The sequence below is a fragment of the Caldivirga maquilingensis IC-167 genome (assembly GCF_000018305.1).
Classification (GTDB): Archaea; Thermoproteota; Thermoprotei; order Thermoproteales; family Thermocladiaceae; genus Caldivirga; species Caldivirga maquilingensis.
On the sequence record NC_009954.1, the window covers coordinates 899,341 to 912,860 of the forward strand.

Genomic DNA, 13,520 nt, shown 5'->3' on the forward strand with positions numbered 1-13,520 from the left:
AATTCTAATATAAATGCCTGCAAACACCTCAAGCATGGGTGATACTGCGGATCAGAGGACCAGGATAAGGATTGTGGTTCATAAGTTAGCCTTCAGGAGCGGTGACTTAACACCAGTTAATCACCCTGAGAAGCTTGCCCCAATACCATACACTAATTATGTCCCCGAGACACTGCTTAGGAACATGGGTAAGTGGGTTAAGACTGAGTTAATAACCCCAGCCATAGTTAAGCATGTTTCAGAAACGGGTGAGGAGGTTTACTCAGTTAAGGTTATTGGACCCCCAAACTCAAGGTTTAGTGCAGATACCCTTGAAAAGCTTTGCGACTTAGCCGACATGTACGGTATTGGTGTAATTAGACCTACGCCACAGGGTAATGTTGAGATACTTACTGATGAGGAGGAGAGGGCTAGGAAGCTTGAGGAGGAGCTTAGGAAGAATGGCTTCCTAGTAGGTGGATGGGGGAATCACCTGTGGAATATTCAACCATGCACAGCCTACTTAACCTGTACCACGGCTGTTATTGATGCACCAAGCATAGCTAAGGCACTTGGAGACGCATTAGTGGAGTATGTTTATGAGAAGGAGACTCCAGCCCACTTATCAATAAAGGTTTCAGGCTGTCCAAACGCCTGCGGTGGCGCTATTGATGTTGCCGATGTCGCAGTGGTGGGTTACCCTGCTCAAACACCCATGGTTGATGATAAGTGGTTCTCAAGCATTGGATCACCATTAGATGTAACTGCAGCGTGCCCGGTTGGTGCAATAACCCCTAAGAGGGATCCATCAACAGGTAAGGCATATGGCATAGTAATTAGGCCTGAATTATGTATAGCCTGTGGTAGATGCCGTGATACTGTGGATGCCATTGTTTACGATCCCAAGAAGACTGGGGTAATGGTGCTTGTGGGTGGTAAGGCATCTAATACTGGGCCTAATGGTCAATTAATGAGTAGGATAGTGGTCCCGTACATACCGAGTGAACCACCGAGGTGGCCGACCTTAGTTAAGGTTGTTAAGAGGATTGTGGATACTTGGGTTGTTAATGCCAATAAGGGTGAGCGTATTGGGGACTGGATAAGCAGGATTGGTTGGGATAAGTTCTTTGAGTTAACCGGGCTTCCTGACGTTAGGAAGTACTTAAGGTTCTCGGAGAAGCCTGGACCATTGTATCAACCCCTCTACAGGAGGAGGTTAACAGAGACCTACGCCTACCTATTCAGGGAGTACGCCAGTAAAATCTAATTCCTCATAGTATTCCCCTCTCCCTTATACATGTTGTAGAGCCTACACAGTATTCTCCTAGTCATACCCCATATAATCATGTCCCCTAGAATTATGGCCTTTCTGGCGTTACCCTTAACCACAGTAACCTTGTCTGCGTTAGGTAATTCACTTAACTTAATCCACTTAAGGTACTCGAATTCACCACTAGCCGTGTTAACTACATCAACATTGCAGTCAACCTTAAACACTATGGGTAAGACGTTAAGGTTAGGCATATTCCTTGGGTGCTCAACATTAAGTACAGTCACCACTCTACCTACCTTCCTTAAATCTATCCCCGTCTCCTCCATGGTTTCCCTAATCGCAGTGTTAAGTAAATCCCCATCACTAGTCTCATAATGCCCACCAGGTAAGGCAGCGTCCCCGCTCCATGGATCCCTTGGATTCATAACTCTCTTACCCACCAGTACCATGGCGTCTGGGCACTCCTTCAATATTACAGCAACCGCCGCCCATGCTTCCCCATTACTTGGCTTAAGTATGCTAGAGGCCATAATTTATGCTTTGACCTAAGCACTCATTTAAACACTTTACCGTGACTTACTGGGGCTAGTGTGGATTATAGGTTAGTTATAAAATAAATCTAGGGTTTTAAGCCTTTCACCAAGGACCTTCGGTATAGAAGTTTCCTTTAAGGCAGGTAAATAATGTCACTTTGATTTTACACGCAACCAGTGGGTTTGGGTGCACCAGCAACCCTACAAGCTCCCTTAGCTGGCCCATTTGGGAATAATTGATATATCCTCTGAAGCGGTATTCCCGTTTCCTTAACGAGCATCCTTATTGGTGGGCACATGCCGAATCTCTCCCAGTATTGTCTTAAGTACTTAACAACCTTCCAATGCTCATCCTTCATAACGCCCATTTGCCCAGTATCTGGGTCACGGCACTCCTCCCTGCATAGTATTTTAGCCACTTCCTCATTCCATGTTGATGGATCCTTTAGGAAACCATCCTCATCTAGCTCAATCTTCCTTCCGCCTACCTCCATGTACTTGAGGGACATGAGTGTTTCAGTATGGTTAATAATTAATCCTTAACTATTGTGAAGCCTTATGTGGCCTTTTATGAGGGTTTCTTTTTTAAACTTGAGTGCTTATAAATACTTAAAATATCACTTAGAATGGGGAAATTAACGTGAATAATCTTTAAGGCAAGTAATGTAGTACTAAGCTTATGGGTAGCGTGAATGTAACTGATGATTATAGGGAGGAATTGAATGAAGTAGCCGCATTATGGGGTAGGGTAGTACCCTACTTAGATGAGCAGGAGTCAAGCATCCTAAAGGCTGTAGTGGAGAATAACGGTATAACACTCTACAGGTTATCAAGGGTAACTGGGTTAGCCTTCAGTACTGTTTTTAAGAAAACCAGGAAGTTAAGTAGTAAAGGTGTAATAACCATATCTAAGAATGGTAAGTGCAATAGCTACAGCGCCACTGTACTGGGGCTTATAATATGCCTAGCCAAGTCCTGTCTAGATAAGGAGTATGTTGCATTTAAGCTACTTAGAATAATGAGCGACTTAGGTATAAGTAACATAAATGAATTACTTAAGATACTTAAGGTAGCGGGATCCTCAGTATCCGCTAAGGAAGTAACTAATATTAGGAATCCAAGTGATTTACTCTACATGGTGTTGAAAGGTACTGCTAACATTGATAGATCAATAATAAGCCTAATAAGGTACCAGTTAATGTCCTCCTAATTATCTCATAGCCTAAAAGCCTAAATCAACCACCTAGGGATTCTACCACATGGCCTACTCCTTAAGGGTTATGTTTAGTAAGATTAATTAGGAGGGTGTTTTCAGGATTAGTTGGCTGTGATAGTGTCCTGGGGTATCTGATGATTGATGAGTGACATGCCGAATGAGCCGCTTAAATTAATCTATAATTGAGATTGTGTAGAATATGCATACCTCATGATCCTATAAATAAGGATGCATTAACCAGTAAGCGGTATGAGTACAGTGTTAAGTGGTAAGTTAAGTAAAGTTAATGATAAGTATGTGGTGGATTTAAGGGGTTTAATCTGCCCATACCCTCAACTCTACACCGCGAAGGTTATCAAGTCCGTGGAAGATGGTGCGGTGATTGATATTTTAGTGGATTACCCCGCATCTTGTCAAACAATACCATTAGTTGCAGGTAAACTGAACTGCAGCGTCCTGGATATAATGCAGGTTAATGAATACTGGGTTATAAGGCTTAGAAAAAACAATGAATCAACTAAACCTTCACTTTAAGCTATTAAACTTTAAACCTTCACTTATTCATGTTAACTTACTTTAATTAACCTACATTTATGGTTATTCACCGGCGGTACAGTTATCATGCATTATTGATTACCTTAAATTATTCATTAAACTGAGTCCCAGTATTATATTTAAGTAATGTAATTAAAGTGAATGGTATTAAATCCATTCGTAAGAGTACCATCATAGTGAAGAATGAAGCCTTAGCAGGAAGTAAAGGTGAGGCATTAAACCAAAGTGCTTCACAAGTTAAGGTAAGTATACGTTATTGCAGGTTAGGTTTATGTAAGGTCTTGCTTTGGGTGATTTAGGGATTAATTTAATAAATGATTCACCTATGGGTGATTAATGGATCGAGGCTTCATCATTGCATGGAGTGTAACATTCCTGCAATTAACCGTGAGGTTAGGTTGGGGGGTTGTTAGTGTGGCTGTGGCTGAGTTACTGAGGCTTAGCTCTGTGCAGATTGGGCTCGTCCTAACTCTGTTTTACATTGGTTACGTAGTCTCCTCAATACCCTGGGGAGTATTCATTGATAAGGTTGGGCCAGGTAAGTCAATACTTATTTCAGGAACTTTTTCCAGTATCGTGATCCTAGCGCTTTTCCTAGCAGGTAACTTCACGCAAATCCTACTCCTTTACCTAGCGGCTGGTTTCCTAACCGCTGGTTTATTCCCATCGGCAATGAAGATAGCCAGTTACTCAACCCAGGAGAGAGTGCATGGTAGGGTTGCATTACTGGAGAGTGCGGCGCCAATAGCCTTGATTGCACTAAGCGTAGCCTCTCCATTAATAATCACCCACTGGAGGATCTTTTACCTAGTAGTATTCTTTGCATTGCTTATAGCGTCATTATCCTCAATAGGCCTCAAGGTAAGTGGCAGCAAAGACGCAAGACCTAGGAAAGTACTAATGAACCTAAGGGTAGCGAAGGCTGTGGTGATAAGGGCAGGGGAATTATGGGGAACATGGGGAACATCTAGTTGGCTCCTGCCATTCCTGATTCTATACAATGGAATTAATGGAATGTTATCAGAATTATTCTTCTTCACCTACTCCCTTGGGCAATTAGTCTCCATATTCCTAGCATCAGTATTGCCTAAATTAATCGGTGAGAGGAGGGTAATCGAGATCTCACTAATAGCCTTCATAATCTGCGACTTACTGGCAGTGACCCTAATTAAGGTTACGCTACTCTTCTTCCCCATCTTCCTGGTGTTGGGTATAAGCTCATTCCTCTATAGGCCACCAACTGATGTACTGATAATAAGGATCATGGGTAATGAAAACGCTGGTACATCCACAGGTTACGCAAATGCAGTGTCTCAAGTTGGCTCCATGGTGGCTCCAATATTCGTGGGTATTGCAATAAGCGTACGCCCAGTATTCGGTATCCTAAGCCTGGCATTGGGACCTCTAGTATCATTAATAATCCTTTACATGCTTTAATGGGTATTAACTATTTACGATCTAGTAATCACCTAGGTCATTGCACATACCCTAAGCGTTAACCTTACTCTACTCCCAGAGATTATTCGGTTAACCCGAAAGGTTTATAAATCAATTAGGGTAACCCGAAAGATATGAATATACTCCAACTACTCTTAAACCCACCAACTGGATTAGGGTTATCGGAAATACTGTTCATCAGTCTCCTACTGGGTATGATGCATGGTGCAACCCCAGATGAGCATACTTGGCCAATAACCTTCAGTTACGCAATAGGGAAGTATAGCACTAAGGGTGGTATGGCGGCTGGCTTCCTATTCTCCCTAGGCTTCACTATACAGAGGGCTTTACTGACGACACTGGGTTACATTGGATTAGCCTACTTTTACCAGAGGTATAACCTAGATGGCCCAGTCTACATAATTGTTGGCTTAGTGATGGCTATTGCCGGCTCATATATACTAAAGGGCAGGTACCTGCACCTACCCATTGATGTAGCGCTTGGTGGTAGGGCGCATCATACTAATAAGGCTAGTAGGTTACCGCTGCATGAGGTTCATGAAAGGGATATACCATTAAAGATGACTATAGTTCATGGTTTAATAGCAGGCTTTGGTTTTGGGGCTTATGCAAGCATAATCACATTCATACTAGCTCCCCAGGTTCCTGGGTTAATATACGCCCCATTACCTGGAGTAATGTTTGGTGTTGGAACAATGATCATGCAGATTATATTCGGTGCAGTGTTCGGTAATATTCTTAGGGTTAAGAAGTTTAATGAGGATGAGATTAAGATTATTGGCAGGAGGGCTGCCGGCAGGGTGCTTTACTATGGTGGGTGGGTTTTCGTGCTTGCTGGCTTACTAATAATGCTATTTCCATCAATAGACTCATGGGCAATATCCACCGGCTTACCAATACCCAACTTGGATGCCGTGGGTATTGGCTTCCTACTGGTGGTTGTGGTTGTTGGTGCATTAGGCGTATACAGTATAATTAGGGGTTACCAGGAGGCTGTGGTAATTAGGAACCAGAGGTTGAGTTCTGCTTAGGATTAATTAAATTAATTAAGTCACTTAACGTGCTTTCACTAAGGCTATGTATTATCATTATTGGCACTTCATCCAGGTAAATTATGATTAAATGACCATTAATATTCATTCTACTCATTGACGTCATCAGTGAATTTAATGACTCACTTAACGTTACGTAGTAGTGCCTTAATTGATTTAATGACTCATAATCAACATTACCCATAATCCCTATGTAAAGCAACCTATATAACTCCCTCCCCTTCTGGTCGAGAACATTGTACGATTTAATGGTTAATACACCTTGACTAATGGTTCTTGCCTCATTAGACTTAATGTACTCTATGGTTGTATTTATTTTAGTAATCATATTGGCTGCATCATCAGCAATCTCCTTAAGCCTATTTATCGCCTCATCCTGACTCTTATAATACTCTACCCTTAGCATTTAACCAGAGACTTAACTCAACTGGGGGTTTAAATTTTCAGCCACTGACCCTAAGATCATCAATCTCCCGCTGAAGCCTCATCACTTATTAAAGCCGCTTACTGGCGTTTTTAAATTCATTACGAGCCAATCACTGAAATTGTTACCTATCTATGGTTTATGGGAGTGTGGTAAGGCTAGGGGTTATTGCTTTTCATGAGTGTTGGGGCTTTCATGTAATGTTTAAGAGGCTTCACGGTAATGTTCATTACGGATTTATGGATTAGGAGACTATGGGATTATGGTTAAACAATGAAAAGCATTGACCAGATATATGGCAGCAACCTGAATTAAGCATCGTTCACTTAAGCTGTGGCAAACCCAAGTTCCTTAAGCACTCTGCTTGAGGCCTCATTGATAATCCTATCTCTATTATTTCTAATAAACTCAATTACACTTCTATGTTTATGCACATACTCATCCACCTCCTTTTTTACACTTAACTCTGCATTCAACTTATACTCATTAACTAATTTACTAATCTCATCATTAAGAGTTTTACGTAAATCATCCTCAACTTGCCTTAAGTATGAGTCAAGCTCACTCTTCACCTGTTCCCTAACCTTCTCAACATCGGATATTGCCTCATCCAGCTTCCTCATTATTTCATAAAACTTAGTTAAATTACTGGAACCACTGGACATGTTTTGCGGTTCCCCTTAAGGAATATATAAGCATTCCTCATTATTACCCACCCCTAAGTGATTATGGGAAACGAAATATGTGTGTTAACTAGGATCATGCCCAGTGGCTTACTATGAGTTAGCCTAAGAATAAAGAATTAATACCCCTTTTCAGTGCTTCAACGTGTCCTCTAGAGTACTGGGTATTGATATTAGGCCTGGTGGTAACTTCTCCTACATAGTTATGAATAGTGATGGAGCTATTACTGCTGATGGTGTAGCTAACCCAGATGAGTTAATTAGGGTTATTAAGAGGTATAAGCCATCCCTAGTTGCTGTTGATAATATTAGGGAGATTTTAGAGTTAGGTGGCCGTTTCCTGAAGAGGATGAGTAAATTACCCAGTGTTCCTCAGGTAATTCAAGTCACCAGATTACCTGATGGTTCCGAGGTTAAGATGGAGGATTTAGTTAGGAAGTACCTTGGGATTAACGTTGGCTTATTAACACCAGAGGAGACCGCGAAATACACTGCTGAGCTTGCCTTAAGGGGTATTGGCTCCACGGTTAAGCTTTTCGAGAATGAAACCAAGATAATTGTTAAGGCATTAATATCAACAAGACAGGGCGGGCAGAGTAGGAGGAGGTTTGAGAGGAATATTGCAATTAGGGTTAGGCAAATTGTTAAGAATATTACTGAATCCCTCAATAAGGCTAACCTGGATTACGACGTGTTTTACCACAGGGATAGTGAGGGTGTTAGGTCAGCGTTAATAATTGTGTATGCTGATAAATCCATTGTTAGAAGATTCGTGAAGCCCATTAAATCAATGGATGTTAAGGTGACTTTGGAGCAGATAATAAGCAGTAGCATTAAGTTCCTCTCACCGAATTCAAGTTACGTTGAGGCTTCCCCAAAGTCTAAGACTAGGCTAATAGTGGGTGTTGATCCAGGTATAGTAACTGGCTTAGCCTTAATGAGCCTTGACGGTAAAGTGCTTGCCCTATTCAGTGGTAGGAACATGAGTAGGAGGAGGGTGTTAAGCCTAGTCTACGAGTACGGTACACCAATAGTAGTTGCTACAGATGTCTCGAAGCCCTCTGATTACGTTAAGAAGCTCTCATCAATGATAGGTGCAGTTCTATATCACCCTGAGAGGGATATGCAGATTGTTGAGAAGGCTAATATTGCGCTTAAACTATCCGAGAAGGATAATGTAAAGGTGAAGACACCGCATGAGAGAGATGCCTTAGCTGCAGCCTATAAGGCATTCATTAATTATGTTGATAAGTTCAATAAGATTGATGAAATATTGAATGAATTACCAATACAGGTTAACTCAGACGAGGTTAAGGAGCTTGTGGTTAAGGGATTACCAATAAGGGATGCGTTATCTAGAGTACTCAGTAGGAGCATTAACCAGGAGTGTAAGACTGAGGTTATTGTTAGGAATCAGCAGCAGGAGTGTAAATGCGCGGATGAGGTTAAGGAGCTTAAGGACTACGTTAAGCTACTGGAGGAGAAGATTAGTAGGCTTGAGGATGAGAACATTAGGCTTAAGGATGAAGTCAACAGGCTCTATACCCTTAAATACAGTCCACCTGACCAATCCCTTGCATCAAAGGTTAGGCTACTGGAAAGTAGAATTGAGCTTGAAACTAAGAGAATTAAGGAGCTTAACGATATTTTAAACAATGTGAAGTCCATTATTGCTGAAGCATTATTCAACAATAATTACGCCTTCGCGGTGAGGGTTAATAATACCGGTGAGTTAAACCAAGTAATCAGTAGGGGTTACTTACCCATAATGAGATTCCAGGACATAGCATCATTGGTGGATTTAAGTAAGGGATGGTCAGGCATAGTGATAACAATGGATGAAGCTGGTTCAAGGGCCATTAGGCAATTATTTAAAATGGGTATAACAGCAGTACCATTACCTAAGGTACTAGCCCTGGATGTAAACGATAATATTAAGGTAATTGACATGAATAAGTTAAGTGAATACGTAAATGAGTTAAAGAGTGTGCTGAGTGAGGTGGATTACGATACACTTGAGAATTTAATTAACGAGTATAAGATCGGAAGAAAAAGGATTCAGTAAACCCTACTAATTCTCTATGATGAACCATCAGTAGCATGGGTAAGTAATGCGATGGCATTCAGTTTACTGAATAAGGCATGTTCTTTAGCCTGTATCCTAAGGGCCTGGTATAGGAAGAATTCAGTCTTCATGATGATAATATTTATCTTAGATTATTAGTCACTCAGCCTTAGGTTCCAAGACTTACTTTCCTTATCCGCAGGGTGGTGATTTTGAGTTGACTATGATCAGTGAGGGCTTACTTAAGTGAAGCCAGTGGGCGATTAAGTTAATGCCAAAGGATTTACGCGAAAAGGAAGAAGCATGCGTTAAGTTTAGCTAATCAAGTTAGGGTTTCCAACCCTTTATTGCAACGTAATCCCCCTTATCATAACCATCAATCGGGTATTCAACCTCATTATTAGAGTACTTCGGGTGCCTAGTTAAGGTTTGCATAGTCTTAACTATAATGAAACCTGCACCCTTAACTAGGTTCATTAATTCATCAACGGTATGCCACTTAGCCTGCTTAACATACTCTATTGGATAGGGGTTCGGGGGTTTGATTCGTGAAATATACGGGTTACTCCAGTCACCTAATACCTCAGCTAACTTATAGAGAATGCCGTAAGCACCCTCAGCTATAACATCAGCCACTACTACATGACCACCTGGCTTAAGTACCCTATACGCCTCCTTAATTGCCTTGGCATCATCATTAACGTAGTCAAGTACTCCATTAAGAAGAACAGTATCAAACACCCCATCATTAAACGGTAATTCCTCAGCACTCCCAATCCTAACATTCAACCCCCTATACTCAGCCACCTTAGCCATATCCTCAGATGGCTCAACGCAATCCTGAATAATCAACCCGTACCTAGTTCTTAAAATATACTCAAATAAACCTGAACCACAGCCGATGCTGAGCACCTTACCTGGATTAGGTTCAAGCATATGCTTAATTAATAAGACTTCAGATTCAAGGATGTTCACGTTACTTAGGAACCATGAATCATACTTACTTGCTTGAAATGTGGGATTCATGTTATTCATTGGTTATTGATATAAGATAACTTATTTATAAGGATTACTCCCCAGTGGCTTAAGATCATTGGCATTATGTTGATTTAGAAAATTACGGTATTAATTTAAAAGGCTGACCTACCTTGGCTTAGAATGGTGTTATTTCACCCTTAACGAACATGCTTGTTAACCTTGTTACCCTACTAATCTCCTCATCAGTTATAGCCTCGGCTTCCCTCTTCATTTCACTGGTTACTTCACCCTCATTAGTTATTATTTCAACGTTAGCTATCAGTGGGTTATCAATGGGTTTACCTATTTGGCTTAGTAAGTATACGTAGACCTCCCTAGTACCCTTAACCTCATCGTGAATACGCTTAGCTATCATGTTGGCTAACACGTAGTATATTTTACCTATGTGTGATACTGGGTTCTTGCCTGCGGTAGCCTCCATGGACATTGGCCTCATTGGTGTTATTAACCCATTAGCCCTATTACCCCTACCGGTCATTCCATCATCCCCATGCTCAGCAGAGGTACCGGTGTACGTGAGGTAGTATATCCCATGTTCAGGATTATCAGCGGTGTTTAAGTGAACCTCCACCTCATATCCATTAGCCAGTTTAACCGCATTATCGTAGATAGCGTTCACAACATCCTCCTTAACACTTATGTAATGGTCCTTATCCTTAATGAGCCTTGAAACTAAGGCCGAGGCAACTGTGAGCGTTATCTTCCTACCCCTCCTAAGGCCCATTACCTTAACATCCTCACCCACCTCAGGGTACCTTGCCTTAAACTCCCTTGAGTTAAGTAGTCTCTCAGTCTCGTAGACGAGCCTCTCTGTTACTGTTAATGGTGCGAAACCAACCCCTATGGATGTATCATTTGCAAGCGGCACCCCTCCACTGGATACTCCAAGTTCATAGACGCCAACTAAGTCAACTGACCCTTGCCCAACCTTATAATCTATTACGAGGTGTTGATCCGGGTTAAGGAATCGGAAGTTATCTATTATGAATTTCCTCGCCGCTGATAGAATAATACTACCTATGGGTACCTTAACCACCCCTGTACTTGACTTAACCTCAGTGGTCGCTCTACCGGATACAATTATCCTAATTGGTTCTATTATCTCTCCTCCACCGAATTTAACCTGGGCGTTGCCTCCAATTACTAGAACCTTATCAACATTATGATGGAGTATTGTGCCGAAGTTCTCCATGTAGTATTTCGATAACTCCCTACTAACGTACTCGGATATTGAGTCAGCAATGTAGTCAGGGTGACCTAACCCCTTCCTCTCAACTAACTCAACCGGTAAATCCTCAGTTGGAGGTCTCCTTATCCCTGAGACTACTATGTTCCTGGCCATATTGGGTCACTCTAATTCATTCCTTACGGATACGTAGAGTACTTGATTCCCCCTTATTAGTACTTTACCATACCTAACAATCACTTGATTAGTCCTAGTGTCTAACTCCTCCGCATCATCAAGCACTATGTTCATGCATTGGTCTATGAATCTTAAAGTACCACTGAGAACTCTACCTGCCTTAAGCTTAACAACCACGCTCTTATTAACCATCATGCCTAAAGCCCTTAAAGGCTGTACACTATTAACCTCTGTTTTCTCCTGCATTCAGCCCATTTCATTGGTACTATATAAAAATATTACGCCTACTCTTAACTCATCTCTGTTAATCTGCATTATGAGGAAGCTTACGCATACTGTATACTTATGAATCACTGTCTTAGGTCTGAGGAGGTGAGGCTTATGGTTATTATTTAAGGATTTAAACACCAATGGTTGCCACTAATGTAAAGTACACTATGAATAATGCAGCTACAAGCCACATGCCCCATGTAACTTCCCTATACTTACCCATCAGTATCTTTAATGCCACGTAAGTCAAGATAGCTAAACCAATGCCTGTAGTTATACTGTAGGTGAAGGGTATTGATATTATAGCTAGGAAAGCCGGTATAACTTCACTTAAGTCGTCACTCAACTTAAGGTCAGAGGCCATTGAGAGGAACAGTAAACCCACCATTATCAGTACCCCTGCGGTTGCAAAGGAGGGTATTGATGCGATAAGTGGTGCGAATGGTATTGAAACCAGTAGCATTAAGGCCGTGGTAAGTGCAGTTAACCCAGTTCTACCACCAGATTCTATGCCCGTTGAGCTTTCAATATAAACTACTGTGGTTGATGTACCTATGAATGGTGCAATTATCGACGCCAGTGAATCACTTACTAATGCCCTATTAATGTTTACTATTCTCCCATCCTTAACTAAGTTAGCCTTAATAGAAAGCCCAGTTATGGTACCTATGCCGTCGAAGAAGTCCACTATGAATAATGAGAAGGCTATGGGAAAGCCTAAGCCGAATAATGAGAAGTATAGGTAAAATGAGTTAGGAATACCATTGATTATCGAGGTTGTTAAAGGCATTTTAGTTATTAAAAAAGCCTCAGGCCTAATGTAGCCTAAGGCAGCACCCACTATAGATATCACCACTATTGAGATTAGGAAACTCCCAGTAACCCTTAGAGCATATAGGGTGGCGGCTAATATGAAACCTACTAAAGCCAGGTATAGCGGTAACTGTGAAAAAGCCTTCGTGTTCAACTGTACAGGTGTTGCACCAGGTATCCCTGCAGTTACTATTCCAGCTGATGAGAAGCCTATGAAAGCTATGAATAAGCCAATCCCTATCGCTATACCTAATCTAAGCCTCTCAGGAATAGAATTTATTATGGCTTCCCTAAGTTTACCAATAGAGAATACTAGGAATAGAATCCCATTGAAGAGAACAGAGATTAACGCTAAGTATACCCCTAGGAGCGCAGCGTTAACGCCCACCACATGCCCCCTATTAACCAGTATTTCAGTGAATAGTGGTATTACTGAGAACGCTATGAAAGAGTTCTCACCCATGCCTGGAGCCAGGCCAAAGGGCATGTTGGCGTAAAGCCCCATGATTAACGTAGCTATAGCCGCCGCTAAGGCTGTCGCCACCGTGAAGCTTAACTTAACATTAAATATTAAACCAGCGTAAGTTGCCTCAACAACTGATACTGAGGTGTGGGTTGCGGCACTTAACGCAATCTCGAAGCCTGCTGTTAATATTGATGGGTTAACAATAAGTATGTATGCCATTGATAGAAACGTTGTTAACCCAGCTAAAACCTCCCTCCTAACATTACTCCCCCTTTCAGTTATATTGAAGTATCTTAAGCTCACGTTGAGGCGTTATTGATGCGTTTTTTAAA

At 41.5% G+C, this 13,520-nt stretch carries 14 protein-coding genes; 6 read left to right on the top strand and 8 right to left on the bottom strand.

The genetic code is table 11. The features are described 5' to 3' along the window. The first annotated feature begins 13 nt into the window (after positions 1–13). Positions 14–1,246 carry a dissimilatory-type sulfite reductase subunit beta gene (gene dsrB, locus CMAQ_RS04355; RefSeq protein WP_012185908.1) on the top strand — a complete coding sequence of 411 codons (1,233 nt, stop codon included), beginning with the start codon at positions 14–16 and terminating at the stop codon, positions 1,244–1,246. Here dsrB and CMAQ_RS04360 read toward each other — a convergent pair. Together CMAQ_RS04360 and CMAQ_RS04365 are read right to left on the bottom strand one after the other, a co-directional pair. After that, the gene (locus CMAQ_RS04360; RefSeq protein WP_012185909.1) at positions 1,243–1,782 is read right to left on the bottom strand and encodes an NUDIX hydrolase; all 540 of its coding nucleotides are present in this window, start codon (positions 1,780–1,782) and stop codon (positions 1,243–1,245) included. The genes dsrB and CMAQ_RS04360 overlap by 4 nt on opposite strands. Before the next feature lie 167 nt (positions 1,783–1,949). Then, positions 1,950–2,294 (bottom strand): TusE/DsrC/DsvC family sulfur relay protein, encoded by a 345-nt coding sequence (locus tag CMAQ_RS04365; protein WP_012185910.1) that lies wholly within the window; start codon positions 2,292–2,294, stop codon positions 1,950–1,952. Positions 2,295–2,464: 170 nt separating this feature from the next. Here CMAQ_RS04365 and CMAQ_RS04370 point away from each other — a divergent pair, with 170 nt between their 5' ends. The 4 genes from CMAQ_RS04370 (at position 2,465) to CMAQ_RS04385 (ending at position 6,045) form a co-directional block, all read left to right on the top strand. Beyond that, entirely contained in the window at positions 2,465–2,995 is a 531-nt protein-coding gene (locus tag CMAQ_RS04370) for a winged helix-turn-helix transcriptional regulator (protein ID WP_012185911.1), read from the top strand. 255 nt (positions 2,996–3,250) lie between these two features. After that, a complete protein-coding gene (locus tag CMAQ_RS04375) occupies positions 3,251–3,535 on the top strand; it encodes a sulfurtransferase TusA family protein (RefSeq protein WP_012185912.1) in 285 nt (94 codons plus the stop codon). Positions 3,536–3,892: 357 nt separating this feature from the next. Then, a complete protein-coding gene (locus CMAQ_RS04380; RefSeq protein WP_012185913.1) occupies positions 3,893–4,993 on the top strand; it encodes an MFS transporter in 1,101 nt (366 codons plus the stop codon). Positions 4,994–5,127: 134 nt separating this feature from the next. Beyond that, entirely contained in the window at positions 5,128–6,045 is a 918-nt protein-coding gene (locus CMAQ_RS04385; protein WP_012185914.1) for a hypothetical protein, read from the top strand. Here the strand turns inward: CMAQ_RS04385 and CMAQ_RS04390 are convergent. Both CMAQ_RS04390 and CMAQ_RS04395 read right to left on the bottom strand, forming a co-directional pair. Then, positions 6,017–6,472 (bottom strand): hypothetical protein, encoded by a 456-nt coding sequence (locus CMAQ_RS04390; protein ID WP_012185915.1) that lies wholly within the window; start codon positions 6,470–6,472, stop codon positions 6,017–6,019. The genes CMAQ_RS04385 and CMAQ_RS04390 overlap by 29 nt on opposite strands. Positions 6,473–6,816: 344 nt before the next feature. Then, positions 6,817–7,155 carry a hypothetical protein gene (locus CMAQ_RS04395; protein ID WP_012185916.1) on the bottom strand — a complete coding sequence of 113 codons (339 nt, stop codon included), beginning with the start codon at positions 7,153–7,155 and terminating at the stop codon, positions 6,817–6,819. A 163-nt stretch (positions 7,156–7,318) separates the two neighbouring features. Between CMAQ_RS04395 and CMAQ_RS04400 the strand changes: the two genes are divergently transcribed. Further along, positions 7,319–9,238: a DUF460 domain-containing protein gene (locus CMAQ_RS04400; protein ID WP_012185917.1), complete on the top strand. Its 1,920-nt coding sequence runs from the start codon at positions 7,319–7,321 to the stop codon at positions 9,236–9,238. A gap of 327 nt (positions 9,239–9,565) precedes the next feature. Here CMAQ_RS04400 and CMAQ_RS04405 read toward each other — a convergent pair whose 3' ends face one another. The 4 genes from CMAQ_RS04405 to CMAQ_RS04420 all read right to left on the bottom strand — a co-directional run bounded on the left by CMAQ_RS04405 (position 9,566) and on the right by CMAQ_RS04420 (position 13,491). Beyond that, positions 9,566–10,273, bottom strand: a complete 708-nt coding sequence (locus tag CMAQ_RS04405; RefSeq protein ID WP_012185918.1) for a class I SAM-dependent methyltransferase — start codon at positions 10,271–10,273, stop codon at positions 9,566–9,568. Between the two features lie 118 nt (positions 10,274–10,391). Beyond that, positions 10,392–11,618, bottom strand: a complete 1,227-nt coding sequence (locus tag CMAQ_RS04410; protein ID WP_012185919.1) for a methionine adenosyltransferase — start codon at positions 11,616–11,618, stop codon at positions 10,392–10,394. A 6-nt stretch (positions 11,619–11,624) separates the two neighbouring features. Then, a complete protein-coding gene (locus CMAQ_RS04415; protein WP_012185920.1) occupies positions 11,625–11,885 on the bottom strand; it encodes a U6 snRNA-associated Sm-like protein LSm6 in 261 nt (86 codons plus the stop codon). 154 nt (positions 11,886–12,039) lie between these two features. Then, the gene (locus CMAQ_RS04420; RefSeq protein ID WP_012185921.1) at positions 12,040–13,491 is read right to left on the bottom strand and encodes an NCS2 family permease; all 1,452 of its coding nucleotides are present in this window, start codon (positions 13,489–13,491) and stop codon (positions 12,040–12,042) included. Positions 13,492–13,520: the final 29 nt, after the last annotated feature.